Raw genomic sequence first — 22,031 nt, forward strand, 5'->3', positions numbered from 1 at the left:
CGCGCGCCTACTGGTGTGGTCAGGTCAGGACCTAGTGGTGTGGTCAGGCCAGGACCTGGCGCTTTGAGGAAATGACGCCGGTGTCGAAGCCGGCAAGGTGTAGTCCCCCGTGGAACCGGGCGTGCTCGATCTTCACGCACCGGTCCATCACTACATTGAGCCCGGCCGTTTCAGCATCCGCGGCCACTTCCTCGTGCCAGGAACCCAGCTGCAGCCAAAGGGTCTTGGCACCGGCCGCGATGGCCTCGTCCAGGACGCCCGGGAGATCGTCGTGCTTGCGGAACACATCCACGATGTCCGGGCTTTCGGGAAGGTCGGCCAATGAGGCGTAGGTCGGCTGGCCAAGGATCTCCTTCACAACGGGGTTCACGAAGTACACCTTGTACCGCGTCGAGGACTGCAGATAAGTGGCCACGAAGTAGCTGGCCCGCGAAGGCTTGTCCGAGGCACCCACAATCGCAATGGACTTCGCCTGCCGGAGCAGGTTCAGGCGATCCGGCGCCGAGGGGCCTTCCCAGGTACGGTCTTCGACAGTCATCACTTCGCTCCGATCGTGCAGGCGTCGGCCGGTTCCTCGAGGAAGTCACCGTCGGCCAGGTTGTCCGTCGCCGCGTTTTGCGCCGCGTCCAGGGCCTGGTCCAGGTCCCACAGGATGTCCTCGATGTCCTCGAGCCCGATCGAAATCCGGACCAGGTCTTCGGGGACGCCGGCGGATTCCAGTTGGGCCGGGCTCAGCTGCTGGTGGGTCGTGGAGCCGGGGTGGATCACCAGGGTCCGGGAGTCGCCAACGTTTGCCAGGTGCGAGGCCAGCTGCAGAGACTCGATGAATTTCTGCCCGGCCGCCCGGCCGCCCTTGACACCGAAGGAGAATACCGACCCCGGCCCCAGGGGCAGGTACTTCTTCGCCCGCTCAAAGTGCGGGTGGGAAGGCAGGCCGGAGAATTTCACGTAGGCGACGCGTTCGTCGGCCTCGAGCCATTCCGCCACCGCCTGGGCATTCTTCAGGTGCTCGTCCAGGCGCTGCGGAAGGGTTTCGACGCCCTGCAGCAGCTGGAACGCGGACTGCGGTGACAGGGCGGGACCGATGTCACGCAGCTGCTCGCAGCGCAGTTTGGTCAGGAATCCGTACTCGCCGAAGTTGCCCCACCACGAGACGTTGCCGTAGGAGGCCACGGGTTCGGTCATGGTGGGGAACTTGCCGTTGCCCCAGTTGAACCGGCCGCTCTCCACGATCACGCCGCCCAGCGTGGTGCCGTGGCCGCCGAGGAACTTGGTGGCGGAATGGATCACGATGTCCGCGCCGTGCTCGATCGGCCGCACGAGGTACGGCGTGCTCAAGGTGGCGTCAACGACGAGGGGGATGCCGGCGTCGTTCGCTACCTTCGCCAGGCCTTCAAGGTCCTGGACCTCCGACGACGGGTTGGCCACCACCTCAACGAAGATCGCTTTGGTGTTCTCCCGGACGGCGGCCGCGTAGTCCGCGGGGTCGGTGCCGGGCACGAACGTGGTGTCCACCCCGAAGCGGCGCAGCGTGACATCGAGCTGGGTGACCGTTCCGCCGTACAGCTGGGAGGCTGCCACGATGTGGTCGCCGGCCTGGGTGAGCGCGGCGAAGGTGATGAACTCCGCGGCCATGCCCGAGGACGTCGCGACCGCGCCGATGCCGCCCTCAAGGGACGCAATGCGTTCCTCAAACGCCGCCACGGTGGGGTTGCCGATGCGCGAGTAGATGTTGCCGTACTTCTGCAGCGCGAAGAGGTTGGCAGCGTCCTGGGTGTCCTTGAAGACGAAGGACGTCGTCTGGTAAATGGGCACGGCACGGGCGCCGTGCTCGGCGTCGGGGGTGCCGCCGGCGTGCAGGGCGCGGGTGCGGAAACCGAACTTGCGGTCAGCCATTACGCGTTCACCAGCCCTGCGGTTGAGCCTGCCGTAGCCACCGGCGTCCGGGACAGGTCCAGCTCCGTGCCGTTTTTGCGGGCGAGGTCGGCCTCGAGTTCGCGGACGATCGGGAGGATGTCCTGGCCGAAGGCAGCCACTTCCTCCTGGAAGTGCAGGTAGCCGGTGAGGAACAGGTTCACGCCGATCTTCTTGTACTCCACGATCCGTTCGGCGATCTGCTCCGGGGTGCCGATCAGCTGGGTCTTGAAGCCGTCGTTGTACTGGACCAAGTCCTCGAAGCTGGAGTCGGCCCACATGCCCTTGCCGTCCTTCGTGGACGCCCCGGCTTCCTGGACAGCCGCGCGGAAACCCTCGACGGCGGGCTTGTGCGCCTTCTCGACAATCTCGCGGAGGGTGTCGCGGGCTTCCTTTTCGGAATCGCGGGCGATCACGAAGCCGTTGAGGCCAAACCTTGGCGCGGCGAGCCGGCCCTCAGCACCGCGCTGCGTCTCGCCGGACGCTGCCACAACACCGGCAATGTTCTCCTTGAAGCCCTCCAGGTCCTTGCCGTTGGAGAAGTACCAATCGGCCACGCGGCCGGCCGTCGCCTGGGCTGCGGTGGAGTTGCCGCCGAAGAAGATCTCCGGGTGCGCACGGCCGGGAACGTCCACCGGGGCCGGGTTCAGGGTGAAGTCGGTGATGTTGTAGTACTTGCCGGACTGGCTGTAGTCCTTCTCGGTCCAGAGGCCCCGCAGGACCTTGATGAATTCCTCGGTGCGGACGTAGCGCTCGTCATGCTCCAGCCACTCGAGGCCAAAGTTGGTGAACTCGTTCTTGAGCCAGCCGGAGACGATGTTCACGGCGGCGCGGCCGTTGGAGATGTGGTCCGCGGTGATGATGAACTTGGCCAGCACGCCGGGGTGCCACATGCCGGGGTGGACGGCCGAGATGACCTTGAGCCGCTCCGTGGCCGCCAGCAGCGCGAGGCTGAAGGACGTGGCCTCGTGCTGCTTGTCCGCACCGTAGGAGGCGGCGTAGCGGGTCTGGGTCAGGGCGTATTCGAAGCCGGAGTTTTCCGCGATCCGGGCCAGCTTCTTGTTGTAGTCGAAGTCCCAGCCGGTGCGCTGTTCGATGGTGGAGACCACCAGGCCGCCGGAAACGTTCGGCACCCAGTACGCGAACTTGAGCGGCTCGGAAAGACGGGCAACGTTGCTGATGTCGTTCATGATTGTTCCTTTACTTCTGTCCGTTGAAGGGAGACTGCTTCTACCCAATGAGGGAGGAGGCATGGCCGTCCAGGGCTTCCTGGATTCCGGCGATCGCCGGTTCGTTCTGGAGCGATGTTGTGTCGCCGAGGGTGGTTCCCTCGAAAAGCTGGGTGAGCAGCCGGCGCATGATCTTGCCGCTGCGCGTCTTGGGAACGTCGGGAACCACGACGACGTCGCGCGGCTTGGCGATGGGCCCGATCTCCTTCGCGACGTGGTTGCGGAGTTCGGCGGCCACTTCGCCGGAAACTCCGCCTTTCAGCACCACGAAGGCGACGATGGCATGGCCGGTCTTGGGGTCCGTCACCGGACATACACCGGCCTCAATGACGCTCGGGTGGGAGACGAGGGCCGATTCGATTTCGATCGTGGAGAGCAGGTGGCCGGAGACGTTGAGGGTGTCATCCACCCGCCCCAGGATCCAGATGTCGCCGTCGTCGTCGTATTTGGCGCCGTCCCCGGCGAGGAACCAGCCCTGGGCGGCGTACTTGCGCCAGTAGGAATCGAAGTAGCGCTGCGGGTTGCCCCAGACGGTGCGGGCTATGGCCGGTCCCGGGGTGTCCACCACGATGAAGCCCTGGACGCCCGGCGGAACGGTGTTGCCGGCGTCGTCCACGATCCGGGTGCTGACGCCGGGCAGCGGGCGGGCCGCGCAGCCGGGCTTGAACTCGGTGTCCGTCGGGGCGGGGGAGAGGATGGTGGCGCCGGTCTCGGACTGCCACCAGGTGTCCACCACGGGTGCGGTGCCGGCGCCAACGTTCTGCCGCAGCCAGCGCCAGGCCTCCGGGTTGACCGCTTCGCCCACCGTGCCGAGCATCCGGATGGAGGAGAGATCGTACGTGCCGGGAACGCCGTCGGGGAACCAGCCCATGAGCGAGCGGACCAGCGTGGGCGCCGTGTAGTACTGGGTGACGCCATAGCGTTCGATGATCTCGAAGTGCCGGCCCGGATGCGGGGTGTTGGGTGTGCCTTCGAAGATCACCTGGGTGACTCCGTTGGACAGCGGGCCGTAGATTTCGTAGGTGTGGGCGGTGACCCAGGCCAGGTCGGCGGTGCACCAGTGCACATCCCGGTCCCGGAGCCCGGGGTCGGGGTTGCTGAACAGGTGCTCGAAACTCCAGGACGCCTGCGTGAGGTAGCCGCCGGAGGTGTGGACCAGGCCCTTGGGCTTACCCGTGGTCCCGGAGGTGTACATGATGAACAGGGGTGTTTCGGCGTCGAACTCTTCCGCCTCGTGCAGCTCGGAGGCTTGCCCGACGGCGTCGTGCCACCACACGTCGCGGCCTTTCGTCATGGGGACGCCGGCCAGCTGGTCTGCGGGGGTGGTGCGGTTGACCACCAGGACGTGCTCGATAGCGTTGTCCCCGGCAACCGCGGCGTCGGCGTTGTCCTTGACCGGCACGGCGACACCGCGGCGGAACTGGCCGTCCGTGGTGACCAGGAGCTTGGCGCCCGTGTCCTCCACCCGGAACTTCAGCGCTTCGGCGGAGAAGCCGCCGAACACGAGGGAATGGATGGCGCCGATGCGGGCCACGGCAAGGGTGATGATGACGGTTTCGGGGATGACCGGTAGGTAGATGACCACGCGGTCGCCCTTGGTGATGCCCAGGTCCAGGAGGGCATTCGCGGCCTTGGACACTTCCCGCTTCAGCTCCGCGTACGTGACGGCACGGCGATCGCCCGGCTCGCCCTCGAAATGGAGTGCCACCTTGTCACCGCGTCCGGCGGCAACATGGCGGTCCACGCAGTTGTAGGCAACATTGAGCTTGCCGCCTTCGAACCAGGTGATGTCCGGTCCGGTGCCGGCATCCAGGTCTGCCGGGACGCGCCGGTGGGCGGTGTGCCAGGGCTTGCCGCTGATGTGGCCGCTGGCCGGTCCTTCGGCGGGCCCTTCGGCTGGCGCCGCCCAGTCGAGGCGGAGCGCCTGTTCTTCCCAGAAGGCAACCGTGTCGGCCACGGCCACGGCCGTTGCTGCGGTGCCGGACCCGGAGGTGCCAGGTTGGGGGGTGGTGCCGCGGTGACGCGCCGGCCCGTCAGTGGGGACGCCGTGCACAGCGCCGTCCGTGGGCTCGGTCAGGGACCATCCCGAAGAGCCGCGAGAGGAGCCGGGCGCGTCACGCAGCCCTGCTTCGTTCGCCGTCGCGTCCGAAGTGGTTTGTGGTGTTGCCTCGGACGGAATCCGGGCAATAGTGGGCAGGGCAAAAGAATTCTCAGGGGTCATTACAGCACTCCATCGGTCCTGGCAGTAGCACCCGTAGTTCCGTCAGCAAGCAAGGAACAGTTACGTGGGAATGGTCGTCTCACGTCACCGGGGTTGCTGCGGCTTCATCGATCCAGGTCTCTCGGCCGCTCGGGATGGTCACTACCTACTAGAACCGAGATGCACGATTTAGCAAAATCATGCCATTCCACGCTGTAATATTCATTCATTCCGGACGACTGACCTGACATTTCATTCAGTTATTCGACGATCGCCCGGAAAGGCCGCAGGAGTAAGGTTGATATATGGCCCACGTTAACGATCCGGCAGTCATTGACCGCCTCATGCGAACCAAAGGCACCTGGGCGATAGTAGGACTCACCACCAATGAATGGCGCTCGGCGTGCGAAGTTGCCCTGTATGTCCGGGACCGGATGGGTATGGAAATCATTCCGGTCAACCTCCCCGCTGACGACGTCCACGGGGAGAAGGGGTACCATTCCCTGGCGGACATCCCCGCCGAAAAGCACCCGATCGACGTCGTGGACTGCTTCGTGAACTCGCACAAGGTGGGGGCTGTCATCGACCAGGCCATCGCCGTGGGCGCCAAGGCTGTGTGGCTGCAGCTCGGCGTCTTCGACGACGCTGCGGTGGAGCGGGCCAGGGCCGCCGGACTGGACGTGGTGGTCAACGCCTGTCCCGCCCGCGAGGGATGGCGCGTGGGCATCTGACGGCCCACCTTCGCGGCACCACCCCGGACGGACTGCGCAGCATCGGCGATGCCCGCACCGCCGGATAGTGCGTCGGCCTGCAGTCGGTCCGTGCCGCCGGATAGGCTCGTGGCATGGATGTTGCCACCCTCCGCCAGATCTGCCTGAGCTTCCCCGGTGCCTTTGAGGATTTTCCCTTCGGTCCCGAGACCTCCGTCTTCAAGGTGCGGGCCGCCGTGACCGGCGGGGCGCGGCAGGACGCCAAGATGTTCGCGTTGTCCGCCATGGATCCGGCGGACTGGTCCGTGAGCCTCAAATGCGAACCGGCCCTGGCCGAACAGCTGCGGGCCATCCATCCCGAAATCAACGGCGCCTGGCACATGAACAAAACGCACTGGAACGGCGTCCGGCTGGACGGAGCGTTGCCGGATGACATGATCCGGGACATGGTGGAGGACTCCTACGACCTGGTGGTGGCCTCGCTCAGCCGAAGGCAGCGCGAGCAGCTGGGCTGGGCAGGCCTCGCCCGGGGCGACGGCGTATGATCAGGCCCTGCGCCGGACGCATCGCCCGCGGCGGATTGAACTATCCGGGCATTGGCTCCACGGAGCACGGACAGTCCCCGGAGGGATTCCCCTGCGTGGTGACGCGGGCCTACCTCGGCGACGGCCCGGCACTGTACCGGAGGGTGGCCCACGGAATCCTGACCTGGCAGCTGCAGAAGAAATCCGGGCTGCGTGTCCGCACCGACTCCGACGTCGTGGTGCCCGGCGCCCGCGTGGTGAGCGGATTCGGCGTCGGGCCCTTCCGGATCAACGCCCCCTGCGAGGTGGTATGGGTGCACCGGCCGGTGCCCGGCGATGGCCCGCAAAGCGCCGGGTTCGGGTACGGAAGCCTGCCCGGCCATCCCGTGCGGGGCGAGGAATCCTTCGAAGTGGAAGTGGACGGACAGGGGCGAGTGTTCCTCAAAATCACGGCCTTCAGCAGGCCGTCCAACTGGTTCTACGCTGCCGGCGGCGCCGTCGCGGGACGCGCACAAAGGTATGTCACTTCCCGATACATTGGGAGTGCACACGAACTGGCCGCAGGTGAAAGCTGATCAGGAGCAGGTGGATGCTGGAACAGAAAACCCTTGACCAATTGTGGAACTTCGACGATCCCGCAGGATCGGAAGCCCGTTTCCGGGCGGCAGCTGAAGACCCAAACTACGACGCCGACGAACAGGCGGAGCTCGCCACCCAGCTGGGACGGGCCATCGGACTGCAGGGCCGCTACGAGGAAGCCGACGCCCTGCTGGATTCCGTCGACACCGATGAGCCCACCGTGGGCGTCCGGGTACTGCTGGAACGCGGGCGCCTGCTGAACTCGAGCGGCCACGCCGCGATGGCCGTGCCGCTCTTTGAACAGGCGGCAGAACTCGCGGACCACCTCAGCGAGGAATTCCTTGCTGTTGATGCGCTGCACATGCTGGCGATCGCGGACTCCGCACACGCCGAATCATGGACCCGCAGCGCCCTCGAATACGCCTCCACCGTGCACGATTCGCGGACCAGGCGCTGGATGGTCCCGCTGCACAACAACCTCGGCTGGACGCTGCACGAAGCCGGGCGCTTCACTGAGGCCCTGGTGGAGTTCCAACTGGCCGAACAGTGGGCCGAACGCGTCGGCACACCCCAGCAGCAGGAATGGGCCCGGGAGGCAATCGACGAGTGCGAGCACTCCCTCGCCGCAGGGGCCTGAACCCCTCCTGCGCGGGCCGTTGCTGCTCCCCGGTGAAACAATGGACTGACCCCCGCACACAACGAAAGGCATCAGCCCTGTGATCTTCATTGTCGTTAAGTTCAAGGTCAAGCCGGACTGGTCCGAAAAGTGGCTGGACCTGGTGGAAGACTTCACCCAGGCAACGCGCCAGGAACCCGGCAACCTGTGGTTCGACTGGTCCCGCAGCGTCGAGGACCCCAACGAGTTCGTGCTGGTGGAGGCCTTCAAGGACGACGCCGCCGGTGACCACGTCAACAGCGCACACTTTCAGAAGGCCATGGCGGACATGCCGCAGGCCCTGGCCGAGACGCCGCGGATCATCAGCCGCCAGTTCGACGGCGACGGCTGGGACCGCATGGGCGAACTCACCATCTGACCCCGTCCTGACCGCATCGATACGATTAATCCATGTGGATCGGATGGATTGAGTTCGACATTCTCCTAGGCGACGTTCACAGCCTCAAGGAGAAACGTTCCGTGGTGCGGCCGCTGCTGGCGGAACTGAAGCGCCGGTTTGAAGTGTCCGTGGCCGAGGTGGGAGACCACGAGCAGTACAGGCGTGCGCAATTGGGCGCCGGCTTGGTGGCAGCCGACCGGGCCCACCTCGTGGAGGTGCTCACCGCCGTCGAACGCTTTGTGGCCTTCCGCCCCGAACTCGAACTCCTCAGTGCCCGCCAACGGGAGCTCCGCAGCGACGACTGAACCCGATCGATTGCTCCGTAACTGCCCTTCTGAGCCCTCAAAACGGCAGTTAGGGAGCAGCCGATGGGCCTTGTGGATAACTTCTGCGAGCTCAGGCGGCATTCTGCTCTCATGAACCCATGAAGACTGCACGTCCGCTGCCGGATGATTTTCAGGACCGACCCTTCACCGTGGTGGATGCGGCGCGCGCCGGAGTGTCGCACAAGCGGCTGCGGCACCGCAGCCTGCATCGCCTGGGCAAGGGGATCCGATCGGCGAGCCCGACGGCGGAGCTCCCCTTGAGCGTAAGGGTGCGGCCTTTCATTGAGGTCAACGAGCGATGCGCCGCGTCGCACCTCACCGCGGCGGAACTCCTCGTGTTGCCGCGACGTCAGCAGAAGGGATTGCCGGATATGTTTCATGTCATCAGGCCTGAGGGCGAGGCCCATCTGAATCGGCCGCATGTCATCGTGCACCGGATGAAGCTGTTCAGCGATGAGGTCACCATAGTCGACGGGATCCCTGTGACCACACCGGAGCGGACCTGGCTGGATATGGCGGAAATGCTGTCAGTCGACGAGCTTGTAGCCATGGGGGACAGCTGCGTGCGGGTTCCGCGGCCGGACTTGGAGGATCGCGTCATGCCGCTGTGCACATTGGCGGACCTGCAGCGGATGATCGACAGGCATAAGGGGAAGCGCGGCCTGCGGAAGGCCAAGGAAGCGATCAAACTTATCCGGGTGGGCTCCGACTCGCCGCAGGAGACTCTCCTTCGACTGGCGGTGATCCGGGCCGGGCTGCCTGAACCGGAACTCAACGTCCCGATAATTTCAGAGGATGGCGCCAGACATCACGAGCCGGACCTTTCCTACCGGAAGTACAAAGTCGGGATCGAGTACGAAGGCGAGCACCACGGGGATGAAGCCCAGGTTGTCCGGGACATCGCTCGTTCTGAGAGGTACGAAGCCCTGGGCTGGACGGAGGTCCGCATCTCCAAACGGCACATGTACAACGACGCGAAGCCCGCCGTATCCAAAGTCCGTGCGGCCTTGGTCCAAGCCGGATGGCGGCCTCGGCTTTAACGAACGATTGCTCCGTAACCGCCGTTCTGAGCCTTCAAAAGGGCGGTTACGGAGCAATCGATGAAGCAGCAGTGCCTAGCCGAAGTACTTCGGCAGGGTTGCCTCGTGGGCTTCGCGGAGGGCGTCGAGGGACAGGGTGTCCACACCGTTGATCTCCAGCTTGCCGCTGTCGGCATCCACCACGCCGATGCGGGTGTGGGCGAAGCCGCGGGCGGTGCACATGTCCGTGAAGCGGACCTCCTCGGAGCGGGGAACGCCAACAACTGCACGGCCCTGGGTCTCGGAGAACAGCGCCGTGAACAGGTCCACGCCGTCGCGGTCCAGGACATCCTGCAGCGCGATCCGGGCACCCACGCCGTAGCGCAGCGACGACTCCACGAGGGCTGCCGCGAGGCCGCCTTCGGAGAGGTCGTGGGCCGAATCCACCATGCCGTCGCGGGACGCGTTGATCAGGATTTCGCCCAGGGCGCGTTCGGCGGCGAGGTCAACCTTGGGCGGCAAACCGCCGAGGTGTCCGCGCATGTTGGACCATTCCGAGCCGTCCAGTTCCGCTGCGGTGGTGCCCAGCAGGTAGATGGCCTGGCCGTCTTCACGCCAGCCCGACGGAGTGCGGCGGGCGACGTCGTCCAGCTTGCCCAGCACAGCCACCACAGGGGAGGGGTGGATGGGGGTGGTGCCGGTCTGGTTGTACAGCGACACGTTGCCGCCGGTGACCGGGATGCCCAGTTCCATGCAGGCGTCCGACAGGCCGCGGATGGCCTCGGCGAGCTGCCACATGACGTCCGGGTCCTCGGGGGAACCGAAGTTCAGGCAGTCGCTGACGGCCATCGGCACGGCGCCGGAGGTGGCGACGTTGCGGTAGGCCTCGGCCAGTGCCAGCTGTGCGCCGTGGTACGGGTCGAGGTAGGTGTAGCGGCCATTGGCGTCCGTGGCCAGGGCAACACCCAGGCCGGTTTCCTCGTCCACGCGGACCACGCCGGCGTCGTCGGGGAAGGCCAGTGCGGTGTTGCCGCCGACGTAGCGGTCGTACTGGTTGGTGATCCAGTCCTTGCTGCACATGTTCGGCGAGGCAATGAGCTCGGTCACGGCAGCGGCGAGCTCCGCGGGGGCGGAGGGACGGCCGGCGTCCTGGACTGATCCGGTGAAGGAATCGGCCTGGACGGCATCCTGCCATTCGGGGCGGGCGTACGGACGGTCGTAGACCGGGCCGTCGTGGGCGACGGTGCGCGGGTCGACGTCGACGATGACTTCGCCTTCCCACGTGATGATCAGGCGGCCGGTGTCGGTCACCTCGCCCAGCCAGGAGTACTCCACGGCCCACTTGTCCATAACCGCTTCAAACGCGGCGATGTTCTCGGGGGTGACCACGGCCATCATGCGTTCCTGCGACTCGGACATCAGGATTTCGCCCGGGGTCAGGGTGGGGTCGCGGAGCAGGACGGAGGTCAGCTCGACCTCCATGCCGCCGTCGCCGTTGGAGGCGAGCTCCGACGTGGCGCAGGAGATGCCTGCGGCGCCCAGGTCCTGGATGCCCTCAACGAGGGAACCCTTGAACAGCTCCAGGCAGCACTCGATCAGGACCTTCTCGGCGAAGGGGTCCCCCACCTGCACGGCGGGGCGCTTGGAGGGCTTGGTGTCGTCGAAGGACTCCGAGGCCAGCACCGAGGCGCCGCCGATGCCGTCGCCGCCGGTGCGGGCACCGAACAGCACCACCTTGTTGCCCTTGCCGGAGGCGTTGGCGAGGCGGATGTCCTCGTGGCGCATGACGCCGACTGCCAGCGCATTGACCAGCGGGTTGCCCTGGTACACCGAATCGAAGACCATTTCGCCGCCGATGTTGGGCAGGCCCAGGGAGTTGCCGTAGCCGCCGATGCCGGCCACGGCTCCGTGCATGACGCGGGCGGTGTCCGGGTGGTCGATGGCGCCGAAGCGCAGCGGATCCATCACGGCCACGGGGCGGGCGCCCATGGAGATAATGTCGCGGACAATGCCGCCGATGCCGGTTGCGGCGCCCTGGTAGGGCTCCACGAACGACGGCGAATTGTGCGACTCGATCTTGAACGTCACGGCCCAGCCGTCGCCCAGGTTGGTGACACCGGCGTTTTCGCCGATGCCCACCAGCATGTCCTTCTTCATCTCGTCGGTCACCTTCTCGCCGAACTGGCGCAGGTGGTTCTTCGAGGACTTGTAGGAGCAGTGCTCGCTCCACATCACGGAGTACATGGCGAGTTCGGCGCCGGTCGGGCGTCGGCCCAGGACCTTGACGACCTCGTCGAACTCGTTCTGCTTCAGGCCGAGCTCGGCCCAGGGGAGTTCGACGTCCGGGGTCTTGGCCGCGTTCTCGACGGTGTCGATGTTGAACTTCCTGCTGACGGTTTCAGCTGAGGTACTCACTTTGCGCCTCCCACAATCTTGTTCAGGACGGAGGTAAAGAAGCCGAGGCCATCGGTGTCCGAGCCGCCGATGCCGTCGAGGGATGCCGGGCCGAAGCCGGGTTCCACGGCGTGCTCGGGGTGCGGCATGAGGCCCACGACGTTGCCGGCGGCGTTGGAGATGCCGGCGATGTCGCGGCGGGAGCCGTTCGGGTTGAAGCCGACGTAGCGGAACACCACGCGGCCTTCCGCTTCGAGGGCGTCCAGGGTCTTCTCGTCGGCGATGTACTGGCCGTCCTGGTTCTTCAGCGGCACGGTGATTTCCTGGCCGGCAGCGTAGTCGCCGGTCCAGGCCGTGCTGTTGTTTTCCACGCGCAGGACCTGGTCGCGGCACATGAACTTCAGGTGGTCGTTCTTGATCATCGAGCCGGGCAGCAGGTGCGACTCGGTGAGGATCTGGAAGCCGTTGCAGATGCCCAGGACGGGCAGCTTGGCGTCGGAGTTGGCCGCATCGATGATCTTGGACATCAGCGGAGCGAAGCGTGCGATGGCGCCGGCGCGGAGGTAGTCCCCGTAGGAGAAACCGCCCGGAATCACGACGGCGTCGACGTCGCTGAGGGTGGTGTCCGCGTGCCAGAGTGCCACGGGAGTGGCGCCGGCCAGGCTTACGGCGCGGGCGGCGTCGCGGTCATCAAGGGTTCCTGGGAAGGTGATGACGCCGATGCGGGCGCCGGCGAGGCGCGGGTTGGCCGCGACCGCGACCGCCTCGCCAATCAAGGGAAGTTCAGTCATCTCAGGCCTCGACGACCTCGACGTTGACGACGTCTTCGATCACGGGGTTGGACAGCAGGGTTTCGGCTGCTTCACGGGCTTGGGCCAGGATTGCATCGGTCACCTCGCCGTCAACGGTCAGTTCAAATCGCTTGCCCTGGCGGACAGCGCTGAAGCTGGTGAAGCCCAGGCGGGGAAGTGCACCCACGATGGCCTTTCCCTGCGGGTCCAGAATCTCGGGCTTGGGCATGACGTCGACAACGATCCGGGGCATCCGGTAACTCCTGTGCGTGAGCGTTGGGTAAGGGCGCAGCGGAGTGGTGCCGTCTCACGCTGGTCTGCTGCTGCATTTACAGCCCTGCGGACTCCAAACATAAGACAGCGGAAAGAGCGCTCCGCGAGCTTGCATGCCCCATTCTACCGGCCGCAGTGCGTCAAGCCGCATTCGCCGGTTGACTGTGAATTGGGGCACTCGCCGCGGGGGTGGCGCGCGACGCCGGCTCTGGTGGCGCGCTGGTCCGCTGAGTAGGATTGCGGCATGGCTCAGAAACCGAAATCCGTGCTTCTACCGGTAATGGCCGCTGCAGTTTTTGCCGGCCTGGGCCGAATGGTGATCCAGAAAATCAAAGCCGATCGGGCGGCCCGGGCGACGAACGTTGCCGGGCCGATTGATGAGAAGACCCGGGCGTGGATCAGCGAGGTTGTCCGCACTCCGCGCCAGTAGCCGGCAGTAAAGCCCAAAACCCGCCCGCCTGACCCCCTCTAGTCAATGTGATCCACTGCACTCTAAGGTTGTAGGACGTTGTATGTGGCATGTGGGATAAGCAATAGGCCAGCAGCGTTCCGCATCATCGCCCTGGGGGCGCCTTGAAAGGACAGTGGATTGGAATTCAAAAAGAAACAAGGGTCCGGCCGGTTCGGCCGGTTCGGCCGGGCAGGCACCGCCGGGCTTCTGGGCCTTGCGCTGATCGCAGGAACCGGGCTGCCTGCCCGGGCCGAGCCAACGCCGCCAGCCAGCCCCACGGCTGCGCCGGGGAGTTTTGCCGAGGCCAACCTTGCCGCCGACCGGACGGCAGACAACTTCTTCTACCGCATCCCCGCCCTCACCTACCTGGGAAACGACGTGGTCCTCGCCGCATGGGACGGCCGGCCGGGAAGCTCGGCCGACGCACCAAACCCGAACTCGATCGTCCAGCGCAGGAGCACCGACGGGGGCAAAACCTGGGGCGCGCTCACCGTTATCGCGGCGGGCCACGTGGGCGATGCCGGCAGCCCCAAATACGGCTTCAGTGATCCGTCCTACATTCATGACGCGGAGGCAGGGAAGGTGTTCGCGCTGTTCGTCTACTCCAAGGACGCCGGCTTCGCCACAAGCACCTACGGCAACGACGATGCCGACCGCAGCGTCATCTCTTCCGCGGTGGTTGAGTCGTCGGACGGCGGGCTGACCTGGAGCGCGCCCCGGTTCATCACCGGCGTCACCAAGCCCGGCAGCAGCAAGACCAGCCCGCAGCCCGGCGACGTACGCACCAACTTCGCGGCTTCCGGGGAAGGTATCCAGCTCAAATACGGCGAGCATAAGGGTCGCCTAATCCAGCAGTACTCGGGGTACGTGCGCCAAGTGAACGGTTCGGAACTCTTCCAGGCCTACAGCGTCTACTCGGATGACCATGGTGCCACGTGGCACAAAGGTGCCCCGGTCGGTGACCGCATGGACGAAAACAAAACCGTGGAGCTGTCAGACGGAAGGGTGCTGCTGAATTCGCGGGACAGCGCCAACGGCGGCTACCGCAAGGTGGCCGTATCCGCGGACGGGGGTGCCAGCTACGGGGCGGTCACGCAGGACACCGAACTGCCGGACCCCGCCAACAACGGGTCCATCTCCCGGATGTTCCCCGCCGCGCCGCAGGGTTCCGCTGACGCCAGGAAGCTGATCTTCACCAATTCCAACTCCAGGACGGCCAGGGAAAACGTCTCTGCCCGGGTATCGTGCGACGACGGCGCCACATGGCCAGGGGTCCGGACCATCCGGTCCGGATTCTCCGCGTATTCCACGGTCACCCGCCTTGCCGACGGTAAGTTCGGGGTGCTGTACGAGGCGAACTACACCGATAACATGCAGTTCGCCAGCTTCGATGACGCCTGGCTGAACTACGTCTGCGCCCCTGTGAGCGTGCCGGCCCAAACTGTGGCGCCGGGGCTTGCCCAACAGGTGCCCGTGACGGTCACCAACCAGGAAGCAACCGTCCTGTCCGGGGCCAAGGCCAGCATCTATACGCCAGCAGGCTGGTCCGCTGCCACCACCGCCGTACCTGACATAGCGCCCGGCACGTCCGCCACCGTAAGCGTCCAGCTCACCCCGCCCGCGAACGCGTCCGGGGCGCAGTCCCTCAACGCGGCGTTCACCACGGCTGACGGCAGGGTGTCCCAGTCCACGTTTGTCGCCAATAGCCCGCAGTCCCCACAGGTTGGACTGACCGTCAGCGGCTCCGCACCGGCCCGGGACGTGGCTGCCAGTCCTTACAAGGAGGGTGACGTGCTGTCCTACACCTTCGCGGTGAAAAGCACCTCGAACGTCACCGCCAACGCCGTCCCGGTTTCCGGAACGTTCGAGACCGGGTTCCTGCCGCCGTCGGCCCCCAACTGCCGGTACAACAACCTCGCTGCAGGGGCCGGCTATAACTGCACCACGGCAAAGCACGCGCTCAGCGCAGAGGACCTTGGCCGCGGCTATTTTGTCCCCGCGGCCGAATTCACCGTTACGGCTGCCGGCGACCCGGCGCTGACCAAGCAGGTCTCCTTCACAGGTTCCGCGGTGGCGCTCCGCGACGGCCTGCTGTCGGGGAGCATCGCGGGTGCCCGTAACGACGCCGGCCGGGACCTCAGCGTGCGGCCCTATACCGCAGGCGAGCAGGTTCCCTACAAATTCGCCGTCAGCAACACGGGCCCCCTGGCGGCTGACTTCGTACCGACATCCGGCAATTTCTCACCGCTCGTTCCGACCGGGGCGGGAAATTGCCGCTGGATCAACCTTGCAGCGGCAGGCTCGTACAGCTGTTCCACGCCCCGGCATGCCGTGACCCAGCAGGAGGCGGACCAGGGGTTCTTTCGTGCTGAATCCATGTGGACGGTCGCGGCCGCGGGTCAAACCAGCCGTGAATACCGCGTGGACGGCGGCGAGGTGGACCTCGCGGTCCGGAACCCGAAGCTGGACGGTACAGTTTCGGCCGAATGGACCGATAACGACGGCGACCGGTACGCGGGTGCCGGTGATTCCGTCACATATTCCTACACGCTGGGAAACGCGGGCAACGTGGCGCTGACCGGCGTGGCTGCCCCGGATGCCGGCATTTCCGCGGACGCGCTGGGCATCGGGGAAACAGCGACGGCGACGCGGGTGCACGTCCTCACCGCCACCGATGTGGAAGCGGGCCAGCTGCCTGCCGCGCCGTTTACCGCGACAGCTTCCAATGGCTCGCGGACCGTTCGTGTTGAGGTGCCGGCAGAGCCGGTAGCCCTGCGGCTGCAGCCGGCAAAACCCGGGACAGAACCGGCGCTGTCAGTGCAGGATTTCACCGGACAGGTTCCCGCCTCCGATCTGGGCACCAACGACAAGTACCGCAATGGTGAGAAGGTGACGCTCCGCGGCCTTCCCCACGGCCAGTGGTACTACGTCTACCTGAACAAGCATGCCTTCCGGATTGGCTGGATCTTTCCCACGACGGCCGACACTGTTGAGTTTCTGCTGCCGGACTCCGTGCAAAACGGGCGGGACGACGTCGTCGTGCTGGATTCCGAGGGGCGGCAGGTGTCCTTCGACCGCCTGCACGTGACGCCGAAGGGGTCAGCGAGCTGACCCGGCGCCAGCGCTGAAGCCGAATTGAATAACGGGGTGGCGGGCCGGCGGAAAACCGCCGGCCCGCCTTCTTGGTCGCAGAAAGGAGCCTCGAAATGACAAAAGAAAAACGGAGTATGTGTCCTATGTCATATTCGCCTATCACTCTGTACTGTTTGACTCGGCTGGTCTCGCCGGATGACAGGATCTGTTACTCCGGCTGCCATTTCCCAGCTGACCGAGACCGGCCGCACCGCCGGACCCGTACCTCATGAAAGGTTTCAGTCACTCGTGAAATCAAAAGGAAAAAGCCTTGTCCGGGGCGGGGGACTCCGGAAGGCTGCAGCGCTGGCTGTAGGCCTCCCGCTGCTTCTCTCCTCCGTTGCAGTTGGTCCCGCTACCGCGGCGCCGGCTGGACCCAGCACGGCAGTGCAGGCCAAGAACGTCAATCCGTCGGACTACAAGGACGGCCGCTACATAGTGGTCCTGGCCGAGGAAGCCGCCGCCGCCTATGAGGGTGGCACGGGGGGACTCGCCGCCACCAAACCGCAGCAGGGCCGAAAGCTTGACGCCGCCAGCCCGGAATTCAAAGCCTACGATGCCCACCTCCGCCAGTCGCAGCGCGATGTCGCGGCAAAGCACTCCGCAAAACCCGCGACGCAGTACACCGCGGCGCTCAACGGCTTCGTGGCCCAGCTCACCGCACGCCAGGCCGCCGAGCTGGCCAAGGACAGCAACGTCCTCCTGGTCGCACCCGACGTGGAAAACGCGCCGGACTACACCACCACCGACTTCCTGAAGCTCACGGGCCAGGACGGTGCGTGGGCGACGCAGTTCGGCGGCGAAGCCAATGCAGGCAGGGGTGTGGTGGTCGGGGTGATCGACTCGGGCTACGCCCCGGACAACCCGTTCCTCAAAGGCGAGGCAGTGGCTCCGCTCAGCGGTAACGGCAAGGGCAAGGCGGAACTGGGCGTCCCGTACCGGACCAAGGACGGCACCATCGCCATGCTCAAGTCCGACGGCACCACCTTCGAAGGTGAGTGCCAGAAGGGCATTGAATCCGGCGCGGCCTTTGACGGTAGCGACTGCAACTCGAAGGTGATCAGCGCCCGGTATTTCGCCGATTCCTTCCTCCAGTACGTGGCGCCGGAGAACCGTGCCCCGGAGGAGCTGATTTCACCGGTGGATGTGGGAAGCCACGGCACCCACACCGCCACCACGGCCGCCGGCAACGCCAACGTGGAACAGGTCATCGACGGCGCCAGCTTCGGCAAGAGCTCCGGCGTCGCTCCGGCCGCCAAGGTTGCGGTGTACAAAGTGTGCTGGGAGGACGACGATCCGAACACCGGCGGCTGCTACTCCTCAGCCTCAGTGGAAGCCATCGACGCCGCCCTCAAGGACGGCGTGGACGTCCTGAACTACTCGATTTCCGGCAACACCAACAGCACCACTGACCCCGTTGCCCTGGCGTTCCTGAACGCCGCGGCAGCCGGCGTCTTTGTCTCGGCCTCGGCCGGTAACTCGGGGCCCACGGTGTCCACGGTGAACCACGCGTCGCCGTGGCTGACCACCGTGGCAGCTTCCACATTCCCGAGCGATCTGCTGGGCACGGTGAAGGTTTCCGACGGCACCATGTTCCGTGGTGCGTCCATCATGAAGACCGAGGTCAAGGATGCTCCCGCCGTGATCGCGGCGGACGCCGCAGCGGCAGGCGCTCCCACGGCGCCGAACCTCTGCGGTCCGGGGACCCTCGATCCCGCCAAGGTCAGCGGCAAGGTCGTCGTGTGCGACCGCGGCGTTGTGGACCGCACGGCGAAGAGCCTTGAGGTCCAGTCCAAGGGCGGACTGGGCATGATCCTGGTCAACCTTTCCTCCAGTTCCGAAGACGCCGACAACCACGTGGTGCCCACCGTCCACGTCAACGCGCCCAAGAGCCTGGAGCTGAAATCCAAGCTTGCCGCCAACCCGGCCCTCACGGTCAGCCTCGTCAAGGGCGACCTCACCGGTGAGCCCCTCGCACCGGCACCCCAGGTGGCCGGCTTCTCCTCCCGCGGTCCGAGCCTGGCCGCCGGCGGCGACCTCCTGAAGCCGGACATCTCCGCGCCCGGCGTCAACGTCCTTGCCGGCGTTTCCACCATTGGGAACAACGGCGCCCAGTTCGGCTTCATGTCCGGCACGTCCATGGCAGCACCGCACATCGCAGGATTCGGTGCGCTGGTGCTCAGCAAGCAGCCCAAGTGGACACCCGCCATGGTCAAGTCCGCCATGATGACCACCGCCTACCCGCTGGTCAACGCCGACGGAACGCCCAACCTGAACCCGTTCGAAGGCGGCGCCGGCCACATTGACTCCACCCGCGTGCTGGATCCGGGCTTGGTCTACAACTCGGGCATCAAGCAATGGAATGCCTTCCTCAACGGGCAAGGCGTTGACACCGGTGCGCACAATGCAGGAACACTGGCCGCGCGCGACCTCAACGTACCCTCCATTGCGCTGGGCAGCCTCGTTGGCGAGATCAAGGTCAAGCGGACGCTGACGGCCCTGATCCCCGGAACGTACAAGGCCGAGGTCAACCTGCCGGGCTTCGATGTTCGCGTTGAACCTGCCGTCCTCAATTTCAAGGAAGCAGGCAAGAGCCTGGACGTCACCATCACGGTGAAGAGTGCAGGAGCCCCGACAGGCAAGTTCACCACCGGAAGCCTGACCTGGAAGGGACCCCGTACGGTCAGCTCTCCGATGGCTGTCCGCCCCGTGGATGCCCAGATTGCGCCGTCGTTCTCCTTCAGTTCCGCCAGCGGCACGGGCAGCGGGACCATGGACCTGGTGTCCGGTTCGGATTCGCCCATTGCCGTGGGAATTGAGGGGCTCGCGCCCCTGTCCGAGACGGCCGTCACCAAGACCCCCGGTGCCTTTGCGGCCAAGAATGACGATCACAACGCCGTGGTCCAGGTGACAGTGCCTGCCGGTGCCACGTTTGCCCGGCTGGGTATCCAGGCGGAGACAGAGGACGTCGACTGGGACATGGTGGTCTACGCGCCGGACGGCAGCGGGAAACTCGTGGCCACACAGGTGGCGACATCGTCGGCCAGTGAGTTCCTGGACCTGGAATCCCCACTGGCCGGAACGTATTACATCGTGGCCAACCTCTACTCCACTCCGGACAACGGAGCCGCCTCTGCCCGGATCCAGGCTGTTTCGTTCAGCGGGGATGCAGGGAACCTGACCGTCAACCCGAATCCGATTGTTGCCCCGAACGGAACGGCTGCCACGGCAACAGCCAACTGGTCCGGCCTCGCCGAGGGCTCCTACCTCGGCCGGCTGAGCCTGGGCGGCAACGGCATCAGGACGTGGGTCAACGTCAAGGTGGGCACGGATGCGGTGCCGGCACCGGCCGGCGCTCCGGCACTCGCGCCTGTGGACGCGGTTCCGGGAAGCTAGCCCGAACGCCGTCCGGCCGGAAACGCGCCGTACATCCAACTGAATAACGAACGCCGTTCAACAGGAACGTCCCGGTGGCCGCACGGCTCCCGGGACGTTCCTCTTGAAAGGCGGGTGTGTGGCGCGGATGCTCAGATTTGGCCGGAGGTCCCCGGGGTGCCGCCGAAAAGCGGGGCCATGGAACGCCAGCGTGCAATCTCGCAGCCGTCGGTCAGGCTGAAACGGCTGTGCACGGGACGGCCGTGGAACGTCCCGGTCACTACGGCCACCTGCGGGCCGCCGTATTGCTGGGTGCACATCATGTCCGCCGGCCGCGGCACGAAAAAGGCTTCCTCGCCGAAGCGTTCGACGGCGGCCAGGGCAGCGCCGGGGTCCGGCAGCGTTGAACCCTCCAGGGCGGCGGCCTGCGCCGCTGTTCCGGTGCGGAAAACCAGGCGGAACTCGTACTCCGGTGCCCCGGGTGCCTCCGTCAGCCGGACGGTCAGATCCACGTCTCCGGCCATCAGTCCTCCCTGATCCCCTCGAGCAGGGGTGCCAGCGCGTCGAGCAGCCGTGTCCGGAGCTCCTGCGCCTCGGCGGAGAAGGCGCGCTGATGCTCCACGTACTCCGCCTTGCCCGCCGCCGTTTCGATCGCGATGGGCGGGTAGCCCCACTCCTCAAGGTCGTACGGGGACGCCTGCATGTCCATAGCCCGGACCCGCCAGGACAGCTCGAAGCAATCCATGACCAGCTCACTGGGCAGGGCGGGCGACAGCTTGTAGGCCCATTTGTAGAGGTCCATGTTGGCGTGCAGGCAGCCCGGCTGTTCCATGGACCGCTGGTTGTCCCGGCTGGGAGTGAGCTCGTTGAGCGGGATGGCATCCGGTGTGTAGAAGCGGAAAGCGTCAAAGTGCGAGCACCGGATCCTGTTGTCCTCGACCACCCGGTCGGTGCCCGCTGCGCCGAGGCGCAGCTGCAGGTATTCGTGGCGCAGCTCAAATTTGTCCTGGCGGTACACCATCGCCCACTCGTGCAGCCCGAAGCAGCCAAACTGGGCAGGGCGCAAGGCCGTGCCCCGCAGGATTATCCCGGCAAACTGCAGCGCCTCCCGCCGCTCGGCAAGGAAAGGGCCGCGGTCAAAGGTTGCGGCAGTGGTTCCTGCCGGCAGCCCGGCGGCGGCGAGCTCGTCGTCGTCGAGCATCCGGTAGTACTTCCAGGCGGAGCGGGCCGCTGCGTCCGGCCCGGTAAGGACGGCGCCGGCGCCGGGGTGCCAGCGCAGGAGCTGGCCTGGTTTCTGGGTGTAGTACGTGAAGAGGAAGTCCTCAACGGGGTGTTTTTTCCCGGCGGAGCGGCGGGCAAGGTAGGGGTCGGCGTAGCGCCTGACCCGGTCCTGGTGGGCTGCTTCGCGGTGCTGCCAGACGTCCATGGGCAGCACGTATTGCTGGCCGGGCTTCACAGTATGCATTCGGCTAGGGCGCTCCGCCTGCGGATCCCAGGACGTCCTTGGCTGCATTCCAGAGTCCGATTTCGCAGCCGTCCCTTCGGGCGAATGAAGCATCCACCGGCGAATCATCAACGATTCCGGTGACAGTGGCCTGCTGCGGGCCGCCGTACTGCTGTGTGCAGGCCTGGTCCGTCTTGCGGGGTGCAGGGCTCAGCACGGCAGGGTTGTCCTTCAGTGCCGTGCAGGCGGCAGCGGCTGACGGATGGCTGCTTTCCGGAGCCGGGACGCCGTCCTTGCAGACCAGCGTGAAGTTCTGGGCGGGTTCCGATTCGGCAGGTTTGACCATGATCGCGAGCTCGGCATTCCCCTGGCCAGGTCCGGCGGTGGCGGGTACGGAGGATGGGGGAGGGGAAGGTGCAGGGACCGTGGTTTCGGTATCCGGCGACGGCGTGGCCGTGGACGGGCCGGCACTCGTAGCCGTGGGGGAGGGCGAAGGGCTGGGACCGCCGCCGCCCGGCGAGCAAGCGGCGAGGCCAACAACGGATACCAGAACGAGTGCGTGAATCCATGCCTTACGCATTACCGGTCCTCCTCATTTTGGTCCATTCTATCGCC

20 protein-coding genes are annotated in these 22,031 nt (G+C 65.9%); 10 read left to right on the top strand and 10 right to left on the bottom strand.

Annotation, left to right across the window (positions count from 1 at the left end):
• Positions 1-43: 43 nt before the first annotated feature.
• From AC1DRE_RS07830 to acs, 4 genes are read right to left on the bottom strand one after another with little or no spacing between them, the layout of a single operon-like run.
• Entirely contained in the window at positions 44-538 is a 495-nt protein-coding gene (locus AC1DRE_RS07830) for a CoA-binding protein (protein ID WP_476984093.1), read from the bottom strand.
• Entirely contained in the window at positions 538-1,896 is a 1,359-nt protein-coding gene (locus AC1DRE_RS07835) for an O-acetylhomoserine aminocarboxypropyltransferase/cysteine synthase family protein (protein ID WP_476984094.1), read from the bottom strand. The genes AC1DRE_RS07830 and AC1DRE_RS07835 overlap by 1 nt, the downstream gene beginning before the upstream one ends.
• Positions 1,896-3,104 (bottom strand): dimethylsulfone monooxygenase SfnG, encoded by a 1,209-nt coding sequence (gene sfnG, locus AC1DRE_RS07840; protein WP_476984095.1) that lies wholly within the window; start codon positions 3,102-3,104, stop codon positions 1,896-1,898. Before sfnG ends, AC1DRE_RS07835 begins: the two co-directional genes overlap by 1 nt.
• A 40-nt stretch (positions 3,105-3,144) precedes the next feature.
• Positions 3,145-5,364, bottom strand: a complete 2,220-nt coding sequence (gene acs / locus AC1DRE_RS07845) for an acetate--CoA ligase (RefSeq protein WP_476984096.1) — start codon at positions 5,362-5,364, stop codon at positions 3,145-3,147.
• Positions 5,365-5,648: 284 nt separating this feature from the next.
• On the opposite strand from acs, the gene AC1DRE_RS07850 reads away from it, so the two are divergent.
• From AC1DRE_RS07850 to AC1DRE_RS07880, 7 genes are all read left to right on the top strand, one after another.
• On the top strand, positions 5,649-6,074 hold the full coding sequence (locus tag AC1DRE_RS07850; RefSeq protein ID WP_476984097.1) for a CoA-binding protein: 426 nt from the start codon (positions 5,649-5,651) through the stop codon (positions 6,072-6,074).
• 113 nt (positions 6,075-6,187) lie between these two features.
• Positions 6,188-6,598 (top strand): MmcQ/YjbR family DNA-binding protein, encoded by a 411-nt coding sequence (locus AC1DRE_RS07855; protein WP_476984098.1) that lies wholly within the window; start codon positions 6,188-6,190, stop codon positions 6,596-6,598.
• Positions 6,595-7,152 carry a DUF1990 family protein gene (locus tag AC1DRE_RS07860; protein ID WP_476984099.1) on the top strand — a complete coding sequence of 186 codons (558 nt, stop codon included), beginning with the start codon at positions 6,595-6,597 and terminating at the stop codon, positions 7,150-7,152. Before AC1DRE_RS07855 ends, AC1DRE_RS07860 begins: the two co-directional genes overlap by 4 nt.
• Before the next feature lie 14 nt (positions 7,153-7,166).
• On the top strand, positions 7,167-7,793 hold the full coding sequence (locus AC1DRE_RS07865; RefSeq protein WP_476984100.1) for a hypothetical protein: 627 nt from the start codon (positions 7,167-7,169) through the stop codon (positions 7,791-7,793).
• 79 nt (positions 7,794-7,872) lie between these two features.
• A complete protein-coding gene (locus AC1DRE_RS07870; RefSeq protein WP_476984101.1) occupies positions 7,873-8,190 on the top strand; it encodes a putative quinol monooxygenase in 318 nt (105 codons plus the stop codon).
• Between the two features lie 32 nt (positions 8,191-8,222).
• Positions 8,223-8,516, top strand: coding sequence for a DUF503 domain-containing protein (locus tag AC1DRE_RS07875; RefSeq protein ID WP_436056581.1), 294 nt, complete (start codon positions 8,223-8,225; stop codon positions 8,514-8,516).
• Positions 8,517-8,635: 119 nt separating this feature from the next.
• Positions 8,636-9,577, top strand: coding sequence for a hypothetical protein (locus AC1DRE_RS07880; protein ID WP_476984102.1), 942 nt, complete (start codon positions 8,636-8,638; stop codon positions 9,575-9,577).
• A gap of 75 nt (positions 9,578-9,652) precedes the next feature.
• Here the strand turns inward: AC1DRE_RS07880 and purL are convergent, their stop codons facing one another.
• From purL to purS, 3 genes are read right to left on the bottom strand one after another with little or no spacing between them, the layout of a single operon-like run.
• The gene (gene purL / locus AC1DRE_RS07885; protein WP_476984103.1) at positions 9,653-11,971 is read right to left on the bottom strand and encodes a phosphoribosylformylglycinamidine synthase subunit PurL; all 2,319 of its coding nucleotides are present in this window, start codon (positions 11,969-11,971) and stop codon (positions 9,653-9,655) included.
• Positions 11,968-12,741, bottom strand: coding sequence for a phosphoribosylformylglycinamidine synthase subunit PurQ (gene purQ / locus AC1DRE_RS07890; protein WP_476984104.1), 774 nt, complete (start codon positions 12,739-12,741; stop codon positions 11,968-11,970). Before purQ ends, purL begins: the two co-directional genes overlap by 4 nt.
• Position 12,742: 1 nt before the next feature.
• Positions 12,743-12,994: a phosphoribosylformylglycinamidine synthase subunit PurS gene (purS, locus tag AC1DRE_RS07895; protein ID WP_028265707.1), complete on the bottom strand. Its 252-nt coding sequence runs from the start codon at positions 12,992-12,994 to the stop codon at positions 12,743-12,745.
• A 264-nt stretch (positions 12,995-13,258) separates the two neighbouring features.
• Here purS and AC1DRE_RS07900 point away from each other — a divergent pair, with 264 nt between their 5' ends.
• The 3 genes from AC1DRE_RS07900 (at position 13,259) to AC1DRE_RS07910 (ending at position 19,993) form a co-directional block, all read left to right on the top strand.
• Positions 13,259-13,444 (top strand): hypothetical protein, encoded by a 186-nt coding sequence (locus tag AC1DRE_RS07900; RefSeq protein WP_104174087.1) that lies wholly within the window; start codon positions 13,259-13,261, stop codon positions 13,442-13,444.
• Positions 13,445-13,603: 159 nt separating this feature from the next.
• The gene (locus AC1DRE_RS07905; RefSeq protein WP_476984105.1) at positions 13,604-16,576 is read left to right on the top strand and encodes an exo-alpha-sialidase; all 2,973 of its coding nucleotides are present in this window, start codon (positions 13,604-13,606) and stop codon (positions 16,574-16,576) included.
• 270 nt (positions 16,577-16,846) lie between these two features.
• Positions 16,847-19,993 (top strand): S8 family serine peptidase, encoded by a 3,147-nt coding sequence (locus AC1DRE_RS07910; RefSeq protein ID WP_476984106.1) that lies wholly within the window; start codon positions 16,847-16,849, stop codon positions 19,991-19,993.
• 131 nt (positions 19,994-20,124) lie between these two features.
• Here the strand turns inward: AC1DRE_RS07910 and AC1DRE_RS07915 are convergent, their stop codons facing one another.
• Genes AC1DRE_RS07915 through AC1DRE_RS07925 form a run of 3 tightly spaced genes read right to left on the bottom strand, consistent with a single transcriptional unit; the run spans position 20,125 to position 21,996 of the window.
• Positions 20,125-20,496, bottom strand: a complete 372-nt coding sequence (locus tag AC1DRE_RS07915; protein WP_476984107.1) for a serine protease inhibitor — start codon at positions 20,494-20,496, stop codon at positions 20,125-20,127.
• Entirely contained in the window at positions 20,496-21,437 is a 942-nt protein-coding gene (locus tag AC1DRE_RS07920; RefSeq protein WP_476984108.1) for a 3-methyladenine DNA glycosylase, read from the bottom strand. The genes AC1DRE_RS07915 and AC1DRE_RS07920 overlap by 1 nt, the downstream gene beginning before the upstream one ends.
• Positions 21,438-21,441: 4 nt before the next feature.
• Complete coding sequence (locus AC1DRE_RS07925; RefSeq protein ID WP_476984109.1) at positions 21,442-21,996, bottom strand: SSI family serine proteinase inhibitor; 555 nt, start codon at positions 21,994-21,996, stop codon at positions 21,442-21,444.
• Positions 21,997-22,031: the final 35 nt, after the last annotated feature.

It is taken from the genome of Arthrobacter sp. P4_H3 (assembly GCF_056400885.1).